Annotated in this window: 16 protein-coding genes; 11 read left to right on the forward strand and 5 right to left on the reverse strand. The window is 67.9% G+C overall.

The genetic code is table 11. The features are described from left to right. Nucleotides 1-163: 163 nt before the first annotated feature. The 6 genes from typA to OCT49_RS23415 all read left to right on the forward strand — a co-directional run bounded on the left by typA (nucleotide 164) and on the right by OCT49_RS23415 (nucleotide 8,713). Nucleotides 164-2,068: a translational GTPase TypA gene (typA, locus tag OCT49_RS23390; protein ID WP_283853798.1), complete on the forward strand. Its 1,905-nt coding sequence runs from the start codon at nucleotides 164-166 to the stop codon at nucleotides 2,066-2,068. Nucleotides 2,069-2,835: 767 nt separating this feature from the next. Continuing rightward, nucleotides 2,836-4,479, forward strand: coding sequence for a peptide ABC transporter substrate-binding protein (locus tag OCT49_RS23395; protein WP_283853799.1), 1,644 nt, complete (start codon nucleotides 2,836-2,838; stop codon nucleotides 4,477-4,479). Between the two features lie 150 nt (nucleotides 4,480-4,629). Continuing rightward, the gene (locus OCT49_RS23400) at nucleotides 4,630-5,556 is read left to right on the forward strand and encodes an ABC transporter permease (protein WP_283855911.1); all 927 of its coding nucleotides are present in this window, start codon (nucleotides 4,630-4,632) and stop codon (nucleotides 5,554-5,556) included. Continuing rightward, entirely contained in the window at nucleotides 5,549-6,502 is a 954-nt protein-coding gene (locus tag OCT49_RS23405; protein WP_283853800.1) for an ABC transporter permease, read from the forward strand. Before OCT49_RS23400 ends, OCT49_RS23405 begins: the two co-directional genes overlap by 8 nt. 14 nt (nucleotides 6,503-6,516) lie before the next feature. Continuing rightward, the gene (locus tag OCT49_RS23410; protein WP_283853801.1) at nucleotides 6,517-7,569 is read left to right on the forward strand and encodes an ABC transporter ATP-binding protein; all 1,053 of its coding nucleotides are present in this window, start codon (nucleotides 6,517-6,519) and stop codon (nucleotides 7,567-7,569) included. After that, nucleotides 7,562-8,713, forward strand: coding sequence for an ABC transporter ATP-binding protein (locus OCT49_RS23415; protein ID WP_283853802.1), 1,152 nt, complete (start codon nucleotides 7,562-7,564; stop codon nucleotides 8,711-8,713). Before OCT49_RS23410 ends, OCT49_RS23415 begins: the two co-directional genes overlap by 8 nt. Nucleotides 8,714-8,928: 215 nt before the next feature. On the opposite strand, the gene OCT49_RS23420 is transcribed toward OCT49_RS23415, so the two are convergent. From OCT49_RS23420 to OCT49_RS23440, 5 genes are all read right to left on the reverse strand, one after another. Then, nucleotides 8,929-10,071 carry an ABC transporter ATP-binding protein gene (locus OCT49_RS23420; protein WP_283853803.1) on the reverse strand — a complete coding sequence of 381 codons (1,143 nt, stop codon included), beginning with the start codon at nucleotides 10,069-10,071 and terminating at the stop codon, nucleotides 8,929-8,931. 26 nt (nucleotides 10,072-10,097) lie between these two features. After that, entirely contained in the window at nucleotides 10,098-11,063 is a 966-nt protein-coding gene (locus tag OCT49_RS23425; protein ID WP_283855912.1) for an ABC transporter ATP-binding protein, read from the reverse strand. A gap of 71 nt (nucleotides 11,064-11,134) precedes the next feature. Beyond that, complete coding sequence (locus OCT49_RS23430; RefSeq protein WP_283853804.1) at nucleotides 11,135-12,115, reverse strand: ABC transporter permease; 981 nt, start codon at nucleotides 12,113-12,115, stop codon at nucleotides 11,135-11,137. Between the two features lie 87 nt (nucleotides 12,116-12,202). Continuing rightward, nucleotides 12,203-13,987 carry an ABC transporter substrate-binding protein gene (locus tag OCT49_RS23435; protein ID WP_283853805.1) on the reverse strand — a complete coding sequence of 595 codons (1,785 nt, stop codon included), beginning with the start codon at nucleotides 13,985-13,987 and terminating at the stop codon, nucleotides 12,203-12,205. Between the two features lie 77 nt (nucleotides 13,988-14,064). Next, a complete protein-coding gene (locus tag OCT49_RS23440; RefSeq protein WP_283853806.1) occupies nucleotides 14,065-15,090 on the reverse strand; it encodes an ABC transporter permease in 1,026 nt (341 codons plus the stop codon). A gap of 532 nt (nucleotides 15,091-15,622) precedes the next feature. Here OCT49_RS23440 and OCT49_RS23445 point away from each other — a divergent pair. The 5 genes from OCT49_RS23445 to OCT49_RS23465 all read left to right on the forward strand — a co-directional run bounded on the left by OCT49_RS23445 (nucleotide 15,623) and on the right by OCT49_RS23465 (nucleotide 21,575). Then, a complete protein-coding gene (locus tag OCT49_RS23445; protein ID WP_283853807.1) occupies nucleotides 15,623-17,254 on the forward strand; it encodes a peptide ABC transporter substrate-binding protein in 1,632 nt (543 codons plus the stop codon). A 118-nt stretch (nucleotides 17,255-17,372) separates the two neighbouring features. Further along, nucleotides 17,373-18,296 (forward strand): ABC transporter permease, encoded by a 924-nt coding sequence (locus OCT49_RS23450; protein WP_283853808.1) that lies wholly within the window; start codon nucleotides 17,373-17,375, stop codon nucleotides 18,294-18,296. Next, nucleotides 18,289-19,263 (forward strand): ABC transporter permease, encoded by a 975-nt coding sequence (locus OCT49_RS23455; protein WP_283853809.1) that lies wholly within the window; start codon nucleotides 18,289-18,291, stop codon nucleotides 19,261-19,263. Before OCT49_RS23450 ends, OCT49_RS23455 begins: the two co-directional genes overlap by 8 nt. Nucleotides 19,264-19,276: 13 nt before the next feature. Further along, on the forward strand, nucleotides 19,277-20,254 hold the full coding sequence (locus OCT49_RS23460) for an ABC transporter ATP-binding protein (protein ID WP_283853810.1): 978 nt from the start codon (nucleotides 19,277-19,279) through the stop codon (nucleotides 20,252-20,254). Beyond that, complete coding sequence (locus OCT49_RS23465; RefSeq protein ID WP_283853811.1) at nucleotides 20,244-21,575, forward strand: ABC transporter ATP-binding protein; 1,332 nt, start codon at nucleotides 20,244-20,246, stop codon at nucleotides 21,573-21,575. Before OCT49_RS23460 ends, OCT49_RS23465 begins: the two co-directional genes overlap by 11 nt. The last annotated feature ends 113 nt before the right edge of the window (nucleotides 21,576-21,688 follow it).

Here is a 21,688-nt window from a genome sequence, read left to right on the forward strand (position 1 = left end):
GCGCCGCCCGCCCGGAGGCCGGGCGGTACTCGCCCGGGAAGCCGCGGCGGCGTCAGCCCCGTACCATGGACAAGCCGTGGCGCGTCCGCCCGGCGGGCGTACGAGGAACCCGAGACCGACTGAGACGCCTGATCCCACGATCCGAGAGAAGCGCAAGCCACCCATGCCCACGCGCCACGACATCCGTAACGTAGCCATCGTCGCCCACGTCGACCACGGCAAGACGACCATCGTCGATGCCATGCTCAAGCAGGCCGGGGCGTTCGCCGCCCACCAGCTGGAGTCCGTCGACGACCGCGTCATGGACTCGAACGACCTGGAGCGTGAGAAGGGCATCACGATCCTCGCCAAGAACACGGCGGTGAAGTACCACCCCAAGGACGGCGGGGCGCCCATCACGATCAACATCATCGACACCCCCGGCCACGCCGACTTCGGCGGTGAGGTCGAGCGCGGCCTGTCGATGGTCGACGCGGTCGTGCTGCTGGTCGACGCCTCCGAGGGCCCGCTGCCGCAGACCCGCTTCGTGCTCCGCAAGGCCCTCCAGGCCCGGATGCCGGTGATCCTGTGCATCAACAAGACGGACCGCCCGGACTCCCGCATCGACGAGGTCGTCAACGAGACGTACGACCTCTTCCTCGACCTGGACGCCGACGAGGACCAGATCGAGTTCCCGATCGTCTACGCCTGCGGCCGTGACGGCATCGCGTCCCTCACCAAGCCCGAGGACGGCACCGTCCCGGCCGACTCCACCAGCCTGGAGCCGTTCTTCTCCACCATCCTGGAGCACGTCCCGGCCCCGACGTACGAGGAGGACGCGCCGCTCCAGGCCCACGTCACCAACCTCGACGCCGACAACTTCCTCGGCCGCATCGCGCTGCTCCGCGTCGAGCAGGGCGAGCTGCGCAAGGGCCAGACGGTCGCCTGGATCAAGCGTGACGGCACGGTCTCCAACGTCCGCATCTCCGAGCTGATGATGACCGAGGCGCTCACCCGCAAGCCGGCCGAGATGGCGGGCCCCGGTGACATCTGCGCCGTGGCCGGCATCCCGGACATCATGATCGGCGAGACGCTGGCCGACCCGGAGAACCCGGTCGCGCTCCCGCTGATCACGGTCGACGAGCCCGCGATCTCCATGACCATCGGTACGAACACCTCGCCGCTGGTCGGCCGCGGTGCCACCGGCAAGGGCGCGGACGCCAAGGCCGTGGTCAAGGACCGCAAGGTCACCGCCCGCCAGGTCAAGGACCGCCTGGACCGCGAGCTCATCGGCAACGTCTCGCTCCGCGTCCTGGACACCGAGCGCCCCGACGCCTGGGAGGTGCAGGGCCGCGGCGAGCTGGCGCTGGCCATCCTGGTCGAGCAGATGCGCCGCGAGGGCTTCGAGCTGACCATCGGCAAGCCCCAGGTGGTCACCAAGCAGGTCGAGGGCAAGACGTACGAGCCGGTCGAGCGCATGACCGTCGACGTGCCTGAGGAGCACATGGGCGCCGTCACGCAGCTCATGGGCGTCCGCAAGGGCCGCATGGACAACATGTCGAACCACGGCTCCGGCTGGGTCCGCATGGAGTTCGTCGTGCCCTCCCGCGGTCTCATCGGCTTCCGCACGGAGTTCCTGACGCAGACCCGCGGCACGGGCATCGCCCACTCCATCCACGAGGGCCACGAGCCGTGGTTCGGCACCCTGACGACCCGTAACAACGGCTCGCTGGTCGCCGACCGCTCGGGCGCGGTCACCGCCTTCGCGATGACCAACCTCCAGGAGCGCGGCGTGCTCTTCACCGACCCGGGCACCGAGGTCTACGAGGGCATGATCGTCGGTGAGAACTCGCGCGCCGACGACATGGACGTGAACATCACCAAGGAGAAGAAGCTCACCAACATGCGCTCCTCCTCCGCCGACTCCTTCGAGGCGATCGTGCCGCCGCGCAAGCTCTCCCTGGAGCAGTCCCTGGAGTTCTGCCGCGACGACGAGTGCGTCGAGGTGACCCCGGAGGCCGTGCGCATCCGCAAGGTCGTCCTGGACCAGAAGGAGCGCGGTCGCACCGCGTCGCGCGCCAAGCGCTGAGGTGACCCCGCGCCCGTCCGGCGCCGGACGGGCGCGGCGCGCCGGTCCCGGGCCGCACACCGGACACGTGCCGCACACCGATCCCGGACTGCACACCGGTCCCGTGCCGCACACCGGCCCCGGGCCGCGCGCCGGGCGCTGACGCGGCGTCGGGTGCGGGGAACGTCCCGCACGCCGGTGCGCGTCCCGGTGCACCACGAGGGCCCGGTCCTACGTCAACTGACGGGAGGCCGGGCCCTCGTGCGGTGTTCCGGGGATCCGCCGGACGCCCTCCGAGGGGGGTGTCCGTGCGGTCGCGACGGTTGTGCGGGATCATTCATGGGCATGGTGCGAGGGCGCCGGCACGCGTCGCCGGGGTGCGGTCGTGTGCATCCGCGACCGGGAGGGGCGGACGCATGATCGTCCGGTAGCCCGATCATGCCCTTGTCCAGTGGTTTTCTCCGGCAATCCGTCCGGATATCGATCGTCGCTCTCCGAAAGCTGCGCTAACGGTCCGTTTCGAGGGTGTCTGTCTGAGATCACTTTGTCCGGATTTCGGGCAATGGGGGTTCCTCGATGTTGTCAAAACGAGACCCCTTAAGTGTGGTTTACAGCCCGGTCGTACTTAATAGTTGGCTCCATTGAGCTCGGGTCAATGGGTCACGCACTGTGGGGAGTGCCGACTCACGAGCACACTAGGGGCACTGAAACGATCACCGTCAGGGGTGTCGGTGTATCACTCCAGTGCCCTTCTTGTAGTCAAAAGTGGACTCATGAGGAGGAAACCCATGCGTGGTGCCAAGAGCGCCAAGTGGGTCGCAGGTGCGGCCATCATCGCCCTGGCCGCGACCGCCTGTGGTGGTGGCGACAAGGACGGCGACAGTGGCATGAACTCCGGCAAGGCGGACCCGAACGGGATCCTGACCGCCCAGCTCGGGGAGCCGCAGAACCCGCTGCAGCCGGCGAACGCCAAGGAGAGCCAGGGCAGCCGTGTCCTGCGCACCATCTTCTCCGGCCTGGTCGACTACGAGCCCGGCACCGGCAAGCTCACGTACGTCAACGCCGAGTCCGTGACGCCCAACGAGGACTCCTCGGTGTGGACCGTCAAGCTCAAGCCGGGCTGGAAGTTCCACGACGGCACCCCGGTCACCGCCAAGTCCTACGTGGACTCCTGGAACTGGTCGGCCAACGTCAAGAACAACCAGACCAACTCCAGCTGGTTCCAGGACATCAAGGGCTACGAGGACGTCCACCCGGAGAAGGGTGACCCGAAGTCCGACAAGATGTCCGGTCTGAAGATCGTTGACGAGAACAGCTTCACCATCACCCTGACCGGCCCGGTCTCGTACTTCGCGTACAAGCTCGGCTACGACGTCTGGGCGCCGCTGCCCGAGGTCTTCTTCAAGGACCCGGCCGCCGCCGGCCAGAAGCCGATCGGCAACGGCCCCTACAAGTTCGTCTCGTGGGACCACAAGAAGCTGATCAAGGTCCGGAAGTTCGACGACTACCAGGGCCCGAACAAGGCCAAGAACGGTGGCATCGACTTCAAGAACTACACCACCGCCGAGGCCGCCTACTCGGACCTGCGCTCGAACAACCTCGACTGGATCGAGCAGGTCCCGACGACCTCGCTGACCAGCTACAAGCAGGACCTCGGCGACCGTGCCATCGACGCCGAGTACTCCGCGGTGCAGTCGATCGTCCCGGCGTTCTACACCAAGCAGTTCAAGGACATCGATCCCAAGGTCATCCAGGGTCTGTCGATGGCCATCGACCGTGACACGATCACCAAGACCGTGCTGCACGGCACCCGTACCCCGGCCGACTCGTACGTCGCCCGCGGTGTGCTCGGCTACAAGCCCGGCGCCCTCGGTGACATCACGAAGTTCGACCCGGCCAAGGCCAAGAAGCTGATCGAAGAGGGCGGCGGCGTCCCCGGCAACAAGATCTCGATCCAGTTCAACGCCGACCAGTCCCACAAGCCGTGGGTCGACGCGGTCTGCAACAGCATCCGCAAGGCCACCGGTGTCGAGTGCACCGGCGACTCCAAGCCGGACTTCCAGGCGGACCTGAACGCCCGCGACAACAAGCAGGTCAAGTCCATGTACCGCGGTGGCTGGGTGCTCGACTACCCGGTCAACTCGAACTTCATGCGCGACCTGTACGGCACCACCGCCGCCGGTAACACCTCGGGTTACTCCAACAAGGAGTTCGACGAGCTCGCCGCGAAGGCCGACAAGGCCAAGACGCTCGACGAGACCGTCAAGATGTACCAGGAGGCCGAGCAGCTCCTGAAGAACGACATGCCGGCCATCCCGCTGTGGTTCTACAAGAACAACTCGGGTCAGTCCGAGAACGTCTTCGGCAAGATCGTTTACGGCCAGGACGGCGACCCCATCTTCACCGACGTCCAGGTGAAGGCCAAGAAGTAACCATCGGGATCCGAAGGCCGGTTCCGCCGTCCCTCTCCAGGGACGGCGGAACCGGCCCACGGGCGTAGGCCCCGGGGCTCTCCCCCACACCCCCGCGGCGGAGACACCTCTGAGAAGGCCATCGCCGACCCCTCACGGCATGGAGGCATGATGGGGCGTTACGTCGCAAGGCGACTGCTCCAGATGATCCCGGTATTCATCGGGACCACTCTGATTATTTTCCTCATGGTCCACATCCTTCCCGGCGATCCGATCCGGGCGATGTGGGGCGACAAGGCGGCCGACCCCGCACAGGTCGCGTCGCTGCGCCATGAGTTCGGGCTCGACCAGCCCCTGTGGAAGCAATACGTCGATTACATGGCGAATCTCTTCCAGGGCGACTTCGGCAAGACCTTCGGTGGTCGCCAGGTCATCGACGAGATGTCCGAGTCCTTCCCGGTGACCCTGCGTCTGACCGCAGTGGCCATGCTCATCGAGATCATCGTCGGCATCGGCCTCGGCGCCTGGGCGGGCCTGCGGGCCGGCAAGGCCGCCGACACCGGCGTACTGATCTTCACCCTGATCGTCATCTCGATCCCGGTGTTCGTGCTCGGCTTCCTCGCCCGCTTCGTCCTCGCGGACACACTGGGCTGGGTGGCACCGAACGTCCAGGACTCCACGGACTACGCGCAGTTGTTCCTGCCGGGCTTCGTGCTCGCCATGCTCTCCATGGCGTACGTGGCACGACTGACCCGCACGACCTTCGCGGAGAACCTGCGCGCCGACTACATGCGCACCGCCATGGCCAAGGGCCTGCCGCGGCGCCGCATCGTCGGTGTCCACCTGCTGCGCAACTCGCTGATCCCGGTCGTCACCTTCCTGGGCACCGACGTCGGCGGCTTCATCGGCGGCGCGGTCGTCACCGAGGGCATCTTCAACGTCCAGGGTGTCGGAAACCTTCTCTTCAAGGCGCTGCAGCAGCGCGAGGGCTCGACGATCGTCGGCGTCGTCACGGTCTTCGTCCTCGTCATCCTTGTGATCAACCTGATCGTCGACCTGCTGTACGCGGTCCTGGACCCGAGGATCCGGTATGCCTGACGTGACCAAGACCAAGACCGAAGCAGCGGTGGACGCCACCGCCGCACCCGCGGTCGCCGAGGGCGCCACCAAGGAGCAGGGCAAGCCGCGCAGCCTCTGGGGCGACGCGTGGTTCGACCTGCGCCACCGCCCGATGTTCTGGATCTCCTCGATCCTGCTGCTGCTCCTGCTGGTGGTCGCCGCCTTCCCGGGGCTGTTCACCAGCGCCGACCCGCGCGACGGCGACCTGACCAACCACTTCCTGACCAAGCCGGAGCTGGGGCACTTCTTCCAGCCCGACTGGTTCGGTTACGACGGCCAGGGCCGCTCGATCTACGCGCGTGTCGTCTACGGCACCCGCGCCTCGATCCTGGTCGGCGTCGGCGTCACCGCCACGGTCACCCTGGTCGGCGGCCTGATGGGCATGCTCGCCGGTTACTTCGGCGGCTGGCTCGACTCGATCATCTCCCGGATCACCGACATCTTCTTCGGCATCCCCTTCCTGCTCGGTGCGATGGTCGTCCTGAACGCCTTCACCGACCGCAAGGTGTACGTGGTGATCCTGGCCCTCGCCTTCCTGGGCTGGACCTCGATCTGCCGTGTGATGCGGTCCTCCGTGATCACCGCCAAGCAGGCGGACTACGTGACGGCGGCCCGCGCCCTCGGCGCCGGCACCTCGCGCATCCTCTTCCGGCACGTACTGCCCAACGCGCTCGCCCCGACCATCGTCGTGGCCACCATCGCGCTCGGCGGATACATCTCGGCCGAGGCGACGCTCTCGTTCCTCGGGCTCGGACTGGCGGACCCGACGATCTCGTGGGGCATCGACATCGCCGAGGGCAGCCAGGCCATCCGCGACAACCCGCATGCGCTGCTGTTCCCGGCAGGAATGCTCAGCCTCACGGTCTTCGCGTTCATCATGCTCGGCGACGCGGTCCGCGACGCCCTCGACCCGAAGCTGCGCTGAGGAGGGCGTACGACGTGACCATCAACAAGACATCAGGCGTTCCGGCGCCCCGCGTCGAGCAGGGCGACACCCCGCTTCTCGAGGTGCGCGACCTGCACGTGGAGTTCCACACCCGGGACGGGGTCGCCAAGGCCGTCAACGGTGTGAACTACAGCGTGGACGCGGGCGAGACCCTGGCCGTGCTCGGTGAGTCCGGCTCCGGCAAGTCCGTGACCGCCCAGGCGATCATGGGCATCCTCGACATGCCGCCCGGCAAGATCCCGCAGGGCCAGATCCTGTACCGCGGCCAGGACATGCTCACCATGAGCTACGAGGAGCGGCGGAAGATCCGCGGCCAGAAGATCGCGATGATCTTCCAGGACGCGCTCTCCTCCCTCAACCCCGTGCTCTCGGTCGGCTACCAGCTCGGCGAGATGTTCCGGGTCCACCAGGGACTCTCCAAGAAGCAGGCGAAGCTCAAGGCCATCGAGCTGATGGACCGGGTCAAGATCCCTGCCGCCAAGCAGCGGGTCAGCGACTACCCGCACCAGTTCTCCGGCGGCATGCGCCAGCGCATCATGATCGCCATGGCGCTGGCCCTGGAGCCGGACCTGATCATCGCGGACGAGCCGACCACCGCGCTCGACGTGACGGTCCAGGCCCAGGTCATGGACCTGCTCAGCGAGCTGCAGACCGAGTTCAACATGGGCCTGATCCTGATCACCCACGACCTCGGCGTCGTCGCCGACGTCGCGGACAAGATCGCGGTCATGTACGCGGGACGGATCGTCGAGACGGCGCCGGTGCACGAGCTGTACAAGCGGCCCGCGCACCCGTACACCCGCGGTCTGCTCGACTCGATCCCGCGGCTCGACCAGAAGGGCCAGGAGCTCTACGCGATCAAGGGCCTGCCGCCCAACCTGCTCAAGATCCCGTCCGGCTGCGCCTTCAACCCGCGCTGCCCCAAGGCGGAGGACATCTGCCGCACGGAGATCCCGGCCCTGGTGCCGGTCTCCGAGCAGGACGGCACCGAACTGCCCGGTCGCGGCAGCGCCTGCCACTTCTGGAAGGAGACGATCCATGGCTGAGCTCGACAAGACCGACGGTTCCATGGACGCCACCCCGAACGTCACCGAGGTCGTGACGGTCGACGCCGCCGACGAGACGGCCGCGGTCGCCGCGATCGAAGCCCCGGTGGAGCGCGGCGAGCCGATCCTCCAGGTGCGCAACCTGGTCAAGCACTTCCCGCTGAGCCAGGGCATCCTGTTCAAGCGCCAGGTCGGTGCGGTCAAGGCCGTGGACGGGGTCTCCTTCGACCTCTACCAGGGCGAGACGCTCGGCATCGTCGGTGAGTCCGGCTGTGGCAAGTCCACGGTCGCGCGCCTGCTGATGGCGCTGGAGACGGCCACGTCCGGCGAGGTCTTCTACAAGGGCCAGGACATCACCCGGCTGTCCGGGCGGGCGCTGAAGGCGGTCCGCCGGAACATCCAGATGGTGTTCCAGGACCCGTACACCTCGCTGAACCCGCGCATGACGGTCGGCGACATCATCGGCGAGCCCTTCGACATCCACCCCGAGGTGGCCCCGAAGGGCGACCGGCGGGCCAAGGTCCAGGAGCTGCTGGACGTCGTCGGCCTCAACCCGGAGTACATCAACCGGTACCCGCACCAGTTCTCCGGCGGTCAGCGCCAGCGCATCGGCATCGCCCGCGGCCTCGCGCTCAACCCGGAGATCATCATCTGCGACGAGCCGGTCTCCGCGCTCGACGTGTCGGTGCAGGCGCAGGTCATCAACCTGATGGAGAAGCTCCAGGACGAGTTCAACCTGTCCTACGTCTTCATCGCGCACGACCTGTCGATCGTCCGGCACATCTCCGACCGGGTCGGCGTCATGTACCTCGGCAAGATGGCCGAGATCGGCACCGACGCCGAGATCTACGACCACCCGACGCACCCCTACACCCAGGCGCTGCTGTCGGCGGTCCCGGTCCCGGACCCGGACGCCCGTGAGGGCCGCGAGCGGATCATCCTCACCGGTGACGTCCCGTCGCCGGCGAACCCGCCGTCCGGCTGCCGCTTCCGCACCCGCTGCTGGAAGGTCCAGGAGAAGTGCGCCACGGAGATGCCGCTCCTGGCGATCCCCGAGCGCTTCAAGGGCACGGACAGCCCTGCGGCGCACGAGTCGGCCTGCCACTTCGCCGAGGAGAAGGACGTCGTCGGCGCGGCCTCGTAGTTCCCTGGCCCCGTAGCACGACCCGCAGGACACGCAGGACATAAGAAGCGCCCGGAACCGATCGGTTCCGGGCGCTTCTCCTTTTCAGGGACCGGGCGCGCAGGTGGCTCGGGTCAATGGGCTCACGTGCCCGGTCCCGCGGGGCCGGGGAGCCCCGCGGGAGGAGACCGGTCGGGTCCGTGTCCGCGAGGCCCACCGGGGCCGGGCCAGAGGGGTCAGGCCCCGGCCTCGGAGTCTTCGGCGGCCTTGCTCCCGGCCTTGCCGGCCTTCGGGCCGGTCTTCTTGTCGAGCTTCGGTCCGGCCTTGTCGGGCTTGGGCCCGGAAGCGGCCTCACGGGCCTTCGGGACGGCCGCGACGGACCGGGCGTCCTCGGGGTAGTGGCAGGCCGTCAGATGGCCTTCCCGGCTGCCCTCCACCCGCACCAGCGGCGGCGCCTCGCTCGCGCACTTGTCCGTCGCCTTCCAGCAGCGGGTGCGGAAGCGGCAGCCCGAGGGCGGGTTGACCGGGGACGGGACGTCACCGGTCAGGCGGATGCGCTCACGGCCCGGGACGTCCTCGATGCTCACCTCGGGCACGGCGGAGAGCAGCGCCCTGGTGTAGGGGTGGCGCGGATTGCCGTACAGGTCCTCGCGGTCGGCGATCTCCACGATCCGGCCGAGGTACATGACCGCGACGCGCTGCGAGAAGTGCCGCACGACGGCCAGGTCGTGGGCGATGAACAGGAACGCGATGCCGAGTTCCTGCTGCAGCTTCTGCAGCAGGTTCACCACCTGGGCCTGGATCGACACGTCCAGCGCCGAGACCGGCTCGTCGGCCACGATCAGCTTCGGCTCCAGGGCGAGCGCGCGGGCCACCCCGATGCGCTGGCGCTGACCGCCGGAGAACTCGTGCGGGAAGCGGTTGTAGTGCTCCGGGTTGAGCCCGACGGTCTCCAGCAGCTCCCGCACGCGCGCCTCGCGCCCGCCCGCGGGGTTGATGTCGTTGATCTCCATCGGCGCCGTGATGATCTTGCCGACGGTCTGCCGCGGGTTCAGCGAGGCGTACGGGTCCTGGAAGATCATCTGGATCTCGGAGCGGACCGGGGCCAGCTCCTTGCGTGAGGCGTGGGTGATGTCCTGCCCGCGGTAGGAGATCCGGCCGGCCGTCGGCTCCAGCAGCCGGGTGATCAGCCGGCCCGTCGTCGACTTGCCGCAGCCGGACTCGCCGACCAGGCCGAGGCTCTCGCCCTCGGAGACGGTGAAGTCCAGCCCGTCGACGGCCTGGACCGCGCCGACCGTCCGCCGGATCGGGAAGCCGCCCTTGATCGGGAAGTGCTTGGTGAGTCCGGAGACGTCCAGGAGGGGATCTTTGCTGCTCATGGTGGGGAAGTCCCGTCTCTTGTACGTCAGTTGGGCCGGTTGCCGGCGAAGTCCGTGAAGAGCTCGGCGCGCTGCCCGGCGGTGAGGTGGCAGGCGGCACCGCGTCCGGCGGTGAGCTCCAGCGGCGGCTGCTCGCTCGCGCAGCGCCCGCCGCCGACCTGCTCGGTGAACGAGCAGCGCGGGTGGAAGCGGCAGCCGCTCGGCGGGTTGAGGAGGCTCGGCGGGGAGCCGGGGATCGGCGACAGCGGCACGTCGACCGGGCCGTCCAGGCTCGGCATGGAGCCCAGCAGACCCCAGGTGTACGGGTGCCGGGGCGCCCGCAGCACCTCCTTCTTCGTGCCCCGCTCGACGCAGCGCCCGCCGTACATCACCAGCACGTCGTCCGCGATGTCGGCGATGACGCCGAGGTCGTGGGTGATGAAGATGATCGAGGTGCCGGTCTCCTGCTGGAGGTCCTTGAGCAGGTCCATGATCTGGGCCTGCACGGTGACGTCCAGCGCGGTCGTGGGCTCGTCCGCGATCAGCAGTTCCGGGTCGCAGACCAGTGACATGGCGATCATGGCGCGCTGGCGCATGCCGCCGGAGAACTGGTGCGGGTAGTCGTCCACCCGCAGGTCGGGCTGGGGGATGCCCACCCTGGTGAGCATCTCGACGGCCCGCGCCCGGGCCTCCTTCTTGGAGGCGCCGGTGTGCTTGCGGTACGTCTCGCCGATCTGCCTGCCGATGGTGTGGTACGGCGACAGCGAGGCCAGCGAGTCCTGGAAGATCATCGCCATCTTGTTGCCGCGCAGCCGCTCCAGCTCCCGCTCCGACGCGGACAGCAGGTCCTGGCCGTCGAGCAGGATCTCGCCCTCGATCTCGGTGTGATCGGGGTGGTGCAGACCCAGGATCGTCAGGTTGGTGACGGACTTCCCGGAGCCGGACTCGCCCACGATGCCGAGGGTCTTGCCCTTCTCGACGTCGAAGGACAGCCCGTCGACGGCCTTGACCATGCCGTCTTCGGTGGAGAAGTGCACGCGCAGATCGCGTACGGAGAGGAAGGGGGTGCTCACGGGGTCTCTCCCTAGGCGAGGCGGACGCGCGGGTCGATGAGGGCGTACACGGCGTCGATGACGATGTTGAAGACGACGATCGCCGCTGCCGCGACCAGGACCACGCCGAGGATCAGCGGAAGGTCGTTGTCGTTGACGGCCTTGATGGAGAGCGCGCCGATGCCGTGCAGGCCGAAGGTCTTCTCGGTGATGATCGCGCCGCCGAGCAGGACGCCGATGTCGAGGCCGAAGATGGTGACGATCGGGCCCATGGCCCCGCGCCAGGCGAATCTGAAGAACACCGTCCGCCGGGACAGCCCCTTGGCGCGTGCGGTGCGCACGTAGTCCTCGTTCAGCGTCTCGACGAGCTGGGAGCGCGCCATGCGGGTGTAGTTGGCGGTGAAGATCAGCGCCAGCACCAGCCAGGGCAGCAGCAGCCCGGAGAACCAGCCGGCCGGGTCCTCGGTGAAGGGGACCTCCTTGGGGCGGCTGAGGATGTGCCACTGGTCCGCGAGGTAGTACATGGCGACCACGCCGACGATGTAGATCTGCATCGAGGAGCCGATCAGCGACGCCGAGGAGGCGATCTTGTCCAGCGCCTTGCCCTGCTTGACCGCGGCGAGCATGCCGGTGCCCACACCGAAGATGACGAAGACGACGGCGCTGCCGACGGAGAGGGAGAGCGTCGTCGGGAAGCGGTCGATGATCGTGCCGAGGACCGGCTCGCGGTTGTGGAACGAGTAACCGAGGCAGGGCGCCGGGCAGTTGCCGAAGGACTGGTACTCCCGGCCCACGAACACACCCTGCAGCCAGTGCCAGAACTGCACCGGCAGCGAGTCGTCGATGCCCAGGTTGCGCTTGACCAGCGCCAGCGTCTCGGGCGTGCACACCTTGCCGCAGGCGGCGCGGGCGGGGTCGCGGGGCGCTATGTAGAAGAGGACGAAGGTGATGACACTGATGATCAGCAGGATGACCAGTGCGCCGATTGCCCGGCGGATGAGGAAGCGGAACATGGCGATGGGTTTCCCTGGCAGACGCCGACGAGGGGGAGTGGAACGGGCGGGGCGCCGCACGGGCGCCCCGCCCCGGGAGTGTCGGCGTCAGGCCTTCACGAACAGCTTGTAGAAGACGGCCGAGGAGAACAGCGGGTGGAACATCGCCCCGCCGACCTTCTCGCCGCGGAGGTAGAAGCGGCGCTGGAACGTCTCGGGGATGATCGGCGCCTCCTCCGTCATGATCCGCTTGTCCAGCGCGGCCCAGGCCTTGCCGGCCTCCGTCGGGTCGGCGATGAGGTTGTTCTTCTTGATGGCCTCGTTGACCCAGTCGACGTTCAGCTGCGAGATGTTGTTCGCGCCGTTGGCGATCGTGCTGCCGTCGAAGAGCGGCTGCATCAGGGTGTAGCCGGTCGGCCAGTCCGGGGACCAGCCGAACCACATCACATCGAACTTGTTGTCGATCTGCTGGATCTGGTCGTAGTAGCTGGTGGAGTCCAGCGGCTTCATGACCGGGTCGAAGCCGGCCGCCTTGAGGGCGTTCTCGATGACGACCTTGGTCTTGTCGTAGGTGTTGCTCTGCGGGAAGGCGTAGACGACCTTCTGGCCCTCCTTGCCGGCCTCCTTCAGCAGCTTCTTCGCCGCCTCCGGGTCGCCCATCGGCTTCTTCAGCTTGCCGTAGACGTCGTCCTTGGCGTAGCCGAGGATGTCGGGGCTGAGGATGGAGGTCGCGTAGTCACCGGCCGAGGGACCACCGTAGATCTTGCGGATCTGCTCCAGCGGCCAGGCGTGGATGAGGGCCTGACGCACCTTCACGTCGGTGATCCGCTTGGTGTTGATCGCGTAGTAGTAGATGCCGGTCAGCAGGCCGTTGAAGCTCCGCTGCTTCAGCTCGGGGTCGGTGAGGACCTTCTGGATGCGCTCGGCCGGGACACCGCTGTACGCCATGACCGCGTACTGGTCGTCGCCGTCGTTGGCGATCATGCGGTCGGTGGCCTGGAGGGACTCGGGGCCGAACTCGTAGACGAAGCTGTCCGGGTACGCGTTGCGGATCGCGTCCGTCTTGGGGTCCCAGTGGGGGTTGCGCACCAGCGTCATCGACTTGTCGATGGAACGCGACTTGATGCGGTACGGACCACAGCTCATCGGGTCCTTGTCGTACTTCTCCTTGGTGTCGCCCTTGACCGGGACGGCCGCGTAGGAGTTCATCGCCAGGGTGAAGTTGAGGTCCAGGCGGGGCTCGGCCAGCTTGAAGGTGATCGTCTTGGCCTTGGCGTCGATGACGACCGAGTCGAGGTGCTTGCCGCCGTACGGGCCCTTGTACTTCGCGCGGTAGTCGCCCGGGCCGACCAGTGCGTTCTGGACGTAGCCGGCGCCCTCGGTGGTGAAGCTGGCGAAGCCGCGCTCGATGCCGTGGCGCACGTCCTCGACGGTGAGCTCGCTGCCGTCCTCCCACTTCAGACCGTCCTTCAGGGTGAAGGTCCAGGTCTTGCCGCCGTCGGACATGGTGCCCGCGTCGGTGGCGAGGTCGCCGACCAGCTTCATCGAGCCGTCCTCGGCGATCTTGTAGCCGGTCAGGCCGCGGATGAAGAGGTCACCGACCGCGGAGTTCCAGGAGAAGTAGATGCGCTGCGGGTCCAGGTGCGAGAAGTCGTCCGGGGCGAGGCCGCGGATCGTGCCGCCCTTCTTCGCGCCCGGGACCTCGGGGGCCGGACCGGTGGAGTCGGCCTTCGTGCCGACGACGACCGAGCCGGTGTACTTGTCGGCACCCCCGTGCCCGGCGTTGTTGCCGCCCTTCTTGGCCGTGCTGCCGCTGCTGCACGCGGAGAGGACCATCGAACCGCCGGCCGCGACCGACGTGGCGATGACGAAGTTTCTGCGGGAAAGGGACATGGTTTCCTGCTCTGGTCGATGGAGAGAAACGTTCGATCCGGTGGGCCCCGTCGCCCGGCCGGAGGAGGAAGTGCGGTTCAGCGCTTGGTCTTCGGGTCCAGTGCGTCACGCACCGAGTCGCCCAGCAGGTTGAAGGCGATGACGAAGATCACCATCGCGGCGCCGGGGAAGAGCATGAAGGTGATGTCGCTCTGGTAGACCTCGGAGCCGCGCTGGATCATCACGCCCCAGTCGGGTGTCGGGGAGGTCAGCCCGACACCGAGGAAGGCGAGGCCCGCCTCCGCGGTGACGTACAGGGGCAGCGCGAGCGTGGCCTGAATGAGGATCGGCGTCCAGAGGTTGGGCAGCAGTTCCTTGAAGATGATGCGTGCCGGAGACGCCCCCGTGACCTTGGCGGCCTCGACGAACTCCCGCTCGCGCAGGGCGAGTACCTCGCCGCGCAGCAGTCGGGCGATGGAGGCCCAGCCGAACGCGGTCATGACCGTGATGAGGCTGACGACGGTCAGCCAGACCGGGGTGTTCTCCTCCGGGGGGACCAGGATCGAGATCATCACCGGCCAGAAGGCGATGAAGAAGAGCGTGGAGGGGAAGGCCAGCAGGATGTCGATGACCCGGCCCACGAAGTAGTCGGTCTTCCCGCCCAGGTAGCCCGCGGTGATGCCGATGGCGATGCCGATCACCGTCACCAGCAGGGTGGTCGCGGCGGCGATGAGCAGGGAGTTGCGGATCCCGTAGAGCAGGAAGGTGAAGACGTCCCGGCCGAGGCTGGGCTCGATGCCGAACCAGAAGTCGCTGCTGATACCGCCGTTGGGCAGCATCGGGGAGCCGAAGTCGTCCAGCAGGCCGGGTTCGTTCTGCCCGTACGTGGTGTACGGGTCCTTGCCGTACAGCTTCGCGATCAGCGGTGCGCAGATGCCGATCACGAAGAAGAAAATGACCACATAGGCCGAAATCACGCCGGTGCGGTCGCGCTTGAAGCGCCGCCAGGCCATCTTGCCCGGGGAGCGTCCGTCGCCGCCCTTCGAGGCGGACGTGTCGGATATCGCCTGCTTCGCGTCCTCCGCCTCAACGGGGGCGGATGCGTGCGGGGTTGGAATCGTCATGGTGCTCCTGGCCCGGAGGGTCGAAGGACTCCGCAGGGCAGCACCTACGGGCTACCGGGACTTTTTCAACGCAATTCATGCAGGGTCAATGAATGTCCGACGCCCTTGGGATTCTCTTTGGAAACTTGACCGAGTCATTACCTCTTCAGGGGCGTGGCTTTGCTTCCGTTTGGCTTTTTCGAAGACATGTTCGTGACTTAACGGTTGAAGTCCGGCAATGAGTCCGATATGCGGGCGCTGTTGTCTCGGAATGCGTACATCCGGCCGGGCGGGTTCGCGGACGATGCGCATTCGATGCCCAGCCGTTATCTCCCCGTCGCGCGACAGGTGCCCGGACCTCCTCTTTTCCCGGTCCGGACCTCCTCTCCCCTCGGCCCTCGCAAGATCGCGGCGGGGTGAATCGCAGAGGGGTGCGCGGTGCCACTCGGGTGGGGCCCCGACGCGCCCGAGTGGGTGGATTAAATGTGCATTGTGTCCCTTGTGCGGTGATATTTGACCCCAAGTGAGACGGAGCACCAAGAGGAGGCACTCCATGCGCGGAGCCACACAGGCCAGGTGGGCCGCATGTGCGGTGGTCGTCGCCCTGGCGGCGACGGCATGCGGCGGAGGGGGCGGCAGCAGTGGCGGCGGTGGGGCCGAAGGAATCGTGAGCTCCTCCTGGGGCGACCCGCAGAACCCGCTCGAACCGGCGAACACCAACGAGGTCCAGGGCGGCAAGGTCCTCGACATGATCTTCCGGGGACTCAAGAGGTACGACCCGAAGACCGGTGCGGCCGACAACATGCTCGCCGAGAAGATCGAGACCGAGGACAACCAGAACTTCACGATCACCGTGAAGGACGGATGGACCTTCAGCAACGGCGAGAAGATCACCGCGAAGTCGTTCGTGGACGCCTGGAACTACGGCGCCCTGCTGAAGAACAATCAGAAGAACGCCTACTTCTTCGGCTACATCGACGGATACGACAAGGTCCACCCCGACTCCGGCGCCGCCACCGCGGCCACCCTCTCCGGCCTGAAGACCGTCAACGACCGGACCTTCACGGTCAAGCTGTCGCAGAAGTTCTCCCTCTGGCCCGACACCCTCGGCTACCCGGCCTTCGCCCCGCTGCCCAGGGCCTTCTTCACCGACCACGCGGCCTGGATGTCCAAACCCATCGGCAACGGCCCCTACAAAATCGACAAGTACACCAAGGGCTCGGCGATGAGCCTGCGCAAGTGGGACGGGTACCCCGGCGACGACAAGGCACAGAACGGCGGCATCGACCTCAAGGTCTACACCGACAACAACACCGCCTACACGGACCTGACGGCCGGCAACCTCGACCTCGTCGACGACATCCCCGCCTCCCAGCTGAAGAACGTGGAGGCGGACCTGGGCGACCGCTACATCAACACCCCCGCCGGCATCATCCAGACCCTCGCCTTCCCCTTCTACGACAAGAAGTGGGACACCCCCGGCGGCGTCAAGGTCCGCCAGGGCCTGTCGATGGCGATCAACCGGCAGCAGATCACCGACCAGATCTTCCGGAAGACCCGCACCCCCGCGTCCGACTGGACCTCCCCGGTCCTCGGCGCGGACGGCGGCTTCAAGGAGGGGCTGTGCGGCGCGCCCTGCGAGTACGACGCGGCGAAGGCCAAGAAGCTGATCGAGGAGGGCGGCGGCATCCCCGGCGGCCGGCTCAAGATCTCGTACAACGCCGACACCGGCTCCCACAAGGAGTGGGTCGACGCCATCTGCAACAGCATCAACAAGGTGATGGGCGACAACAAGGCGTGCGTCGGCGGCCCCGTGGGCACCTTCGCCGACTTCCGCAGCCAGGTCACCCAGCAGAAGCTGACCGGCGCCTGGCGGGCCGGCTGGCAGATGGACTACCCGCTCATCCAGAACTTCCTCCAGCCGCTCTACTACACCAACGCCTCGTCCAACGACGGCAAGTGGAGCAACAAGGAGTTCGACGGCCTGGTCGACCGGGCCAACGCCGAGGCGGACAAGGCCAAGGCCGTCTCGACCTTCCAGGACGCCGAGAGGGTCCTGGCCGACCAGATGCCCGTCATCCCGCTCTGGTACCAGAACGGCAGCGCCGGCTACTCGGACCGGATCTCCGACGTGTCGCTTAACCAGTTCAGCGTCCCGGTGTACGAGCAGATCAAGGTCAAGTGACCTGTCGGGGCCGGGTGTTCCGGTGTGCGCGACGCACCGGACACCCGGCCCCACCGTCCCCCGACGCGTCACTCCCCAGCCCCGAGTCCCCGACCCCCCGCGACCCCCGGAGCCCTTCATGGGACGTTATGTGATCCGGCGGCTGCTGCAGATGATCCCGGTCTTCTTCGGCACCACGCTGTTGATCTTCCTCATGGTGAACGTGATGGGCGACCCCGTCGCGGGCCTCTGCGGCGACCGCCAGTGCGACCCGGCGACCGCAGCCCAGCTCCGTGCGGAATTCGGCCTCGACAAGCCCGTGTGGCAGCAATACCTCACCTACATGGGCAATGTCTTCACCGGAGACTTCGGCACCGCGTTCAACGGGCAGAAGGTCACCGAGCTGATGGCCACCGCCTTCCCCATCACCATCCGGCTCACCATCGTGGCGATCGTCTTCGAGATCGTCATCGGCATCACCCTCGGTGTCGTCACCGGACTGCGCCGCGGCCGCCCCGTCGACACCACCGTGCTCATCCTGACCCTGGTCGTCATCTCCGTACCGACCTTCGTCACCGGCCTGCTGCTGCAACTCCTGCTGGGCGTCCAGTGGGGTGTCATCAAACCCTCCGTCTCGCCGGAGGCCCCCTTCAACGAACTGCTGGTCCCCGGGCTCGTCCTCGCCTCGGTCTCCCTGGCCTACGTCACCCGGCTCACCCGCACCTCGATCGCCGAGAACGCCCGCGCGGACTACGTCCGCACCGCCGTCGCCAAGGGCCTGCCCCGGCGCCGCGTCGTCGTCCGGCACCTGCTGCGCAACTCGCTGATCCCGGTCGTCACCTTCATCGGCACCGACGTGGGCGCCCTGATGGGCGGGGCGATCGTCACGGAGCGGATCTTCAACATCCACGGCGTCGGCTACCAGCTCTACCAGGGCATCCTGCGCCAGAACTCCCAGACCGTCGTCGGCTTCGTCACGATCCTGGTCCTCGTCTTCCTTGCGGCGAACCTGATCGTCGACCTCCTGTACGCCGTACTCGACCCCAGGATCCGTTATGCCTGAGCAGACACCCGGCGAGGCGATCTCGTCGGCCGGAGCGGGAGGTGTGATGGACCTCGCCCTGGAGGAGGGCACGACCCTCGAGAAGACCCCGGGCGGCCCCGAGGGCACCGGCCCCGCCGGGAAACCGCGCAGCCTGTGGTCCGACGCCTGGCGGGACCTGCGCCGCAACCCGGTCTTCATCATTTCCGCCCTGGTCATCCTCTTCCTGGTGATCATCTCGATCTGGCCCTCGCTGATCGCCGACCAGGACCCCCTCGACTGCGACCTGGGCAAGGCCCAGGAGGGCTCCCAGCCCGGCCACCCCTTCGGCTTCGACGGACAGGGCTGCGACGTCTACACCCGCACCGTCTACGGCGCCCGGAACTCGGTCACCGTGGGCGTCTGCGCCACCCTCGGCGTCACCCTGCTCGGCGGGCTGCTCGGCGGTCTGGCCGGCTTCTTCGGCGGCTGGTGGGACTCGGTCCTCTCCCGCATCACCGACGTCTTCTTCGGCATCCCCGTGGTCCTCGGCGGCCTGGTCTTCCTCTCCGTGGTCACCAGCTCCACCGTCTGGCCGGTGATCGGCTTCATCGTGCTGCTGGGCTGGCCGCAGATCGCCCGCATCGGCCGCGGCTCCGTGATCACCGCCAAACAGAACGACTACGTGCAGGCGGCCCGGGCGCTCGGCGCCTCCAACACCCGGATGATGCTGCGCCACATCGCCCCCAACGCCATCGCGCCGGTGATCGTCGTCGCGACCATCGCACTCGGTACGTACATCTCGCTGGAGGCGACCCTGTCGTTCCTCGGCGTCGGCCTGAAACCGCCGGCCGTCTCCTGGGGCATCGACATCTCCGCCGCGTCCCAGTACATCCGCAACGCCCCGCACATGCTGCTCTGGCCCGCCGGAGCCCTGGCGGTCACCGTGCTCGCCTTCATCATGCTCGGCGACGCGGTGCGCGACGCCCTCGACCCCAAGCTGCGCTGAGGAGCCCGCTGCCATGTTGCTCGAAGTGCGCGATCTGCACGTGGAGTTCCACACCCGCGACGGCGTGGTCAAGGCCGTCAACGGGGTCGACTACTCGGTGGCCGAGGGCGAGACGCTGGCCGTCCTCGGCGAGTCCGGCTCCGGCAAGTCCGTCACCGCGCAGGCCGTCATGGGCATCCTCGACATGCCCCCGGGGAGGATCAGCGGCGGCGAGATCCGCTTCAAGGACCGCGACCTGCTGACGATGAAGAAGGACGAGCGCCGGAGGATCCGCGGCCAGGAGATGGCCATGATCTTCCAGGACGCGCTCTCCTCCCTCAACCCCGTGCTCAGCGTGGGCCGGCAGCTCGGCGAGATGTTCGAGGTGCACCGGGGGATGTCCCGCAAGGACTCCCGGGCGAAGGCCGTCGAGCTGATGGACCGGGTCCGCATCCCGGCCGCGAAGGAACGCGTCGGGAACTACCCGCACCAGTTCTCCGGCGGCATGCGCCAGCGCATCATGATCGCGATGGCGCTGGCCCTGGAACCCTCGCTGATCATCGCGGACGAACCCACCACCGCCCTCGACGTGACCGTCCAGGCCCAGGTGATGGACCTGCTCGCCGAGCTCCAGCGCGAGCTGAACATGGGTCTGATCCTGATCACCCACGACCTGGGCGTGGTCGCGGACGTCGCCGACAAGATCGCCGTGATGTACGCGGGCCGGATCGTCGAGTCCGCCCCCGTCCACGAGATCTACCGGGCACCCGCCCACCCGTACACCAGGGGCCTGCTCCGGTCGATCCCGCGCCTGGACCAGAAGGGCCGGGAGCTGTACGCGATCAAGGGCCTGCCGCCCAACCTGATGCACATCCCGCCCGGCTGCGCCTTCCACCCGCGCTGCCCGATGGCCCAGGACATCTGCCGGGGCGAGGTGCCGCCGCTGTTCGAGGTGGCCGAGCACCGCGAGAGCGCCTGCTACTTCTGGAAGGAGACGCTCGATGCGCGCTGACGACTCGGCGACCGGCACGGTGCGCGAGGCGGCCGCGAGGACCGGCGAGCCGATCCTGGAGGTCCGCGACCTGGTCAAGCACTACCCGCTGACCCGGGGCATCCTGTTCAAGAAGCAGATCGGCGCGGTCAGGGCGGTCGACGGGGTCTCCTTCGACCTGGCCGCGGGCGAGACGCTCGGCATCGTGGGGGAGTCCGGCTGCGGCAAGTCGACCGTGGCCAAGATGCTGGTGCACCTGGAACGGCCGACGGCCGGCGCGATCAGGTACAAGGGCGAGGACGTCACCAAGCTGTCGGGGCGCGCCCTGAAGGCGGTGCGCCGCAACATCCAGATGGTGTTCCAGGACCCGTACACCTCCCTCAACCCGCGCATGACCGTCGGCGACATCATCGGGGAGCCGTACGAGATCCACCCCGAGGTGGCCCCGAAGGGCGACCGCCGCAGGAAGGTCCAGGACCTGCTGGACGTCGTCGGCCTCAACCCGGAGTACATCAACCGCTATCCGCACCAGTTCTCCGGGGGCCAGCGCCAGCGCATCGGCATCGCCCGCGGCCTGGCCCTGAACCCCGAGATCATCGTCGCCGACGAACCCGTCTCCGCCCTCGACGTCTCCGTCCAGGCCCAGGTCGTCAACCTGCTGGACCGGCTCCAGGCGGAGTTCGGCCTGAGTTACGTCTTCATCGCGCACGACCTGTCGATCGTCCGGCACATCTCCGACCGGGTCGGGGTGATGTACCTGGGCCGGATCGTGGAGATCGGCTCCGACGAGCAGATCTACGAGCACCCCACGCACCCGTACACCCAGGCGCTGCTGTCCGCCGTCCCGGTGCCGGACCCGACGGCCCGCGAGCACCGGGAGCGGATCATCCTGCACGGCGACGTCCCCTCGCCGGCCAATCCGCCCTCCGGCTGCCGCTTCCGCACCCGCTGCTGGAAGGCGCAGGAGCGGTGCGAACTGGAGGTGCCGCTGCTGGCGGTCCCGGCCGTCTTCCGGCTGACGGGGACCATGGCCGAGCACGATTCCGCCTGCCACTTCGCGGAGGAGAAGCAGGTGGTGCCGCCGGAGGGACCGCAGGAGACCTCGGACGGCACCACGGACGAGGCGGACGGGGAAGGGGGCGGGGGCGAGGAGCCGGGCGAGGGCGGGGGCGTGGCGAAGGGCGGGGGCGAGGACCCGGGCCAGGGCGGGGGCGAGGACCCGGACGAGGGCGGGGGCGAGGAGCCGGGCGAGGGCGGGGGCGTGGCGAAGGGCGGGGGCGAGGACCCGGGCGAGGGCGGGGACGGCGGGGCCCCGCCTGCCGGGAGCAGCCGGGCGCGCTGAACCCCGGGCCCGTGGACGGCGGGGCGATCCGGCCGTCCCCGTCCGGTGCACGGACCCGCCGGCAGGACCGGGGCGCGGCCGTGCGGGTGCCGTGGACCGGCCGGGAGCCCTCA

It is taken from the genome of Streptomyces sp. ML-6 (assembly GCF_030116705.1).
Taxonomy (GTDB): Bacteria; Actinomycetota; Actinomycetes; order Streptomycetales; family Streptomycetaceae; genus Streptomyces.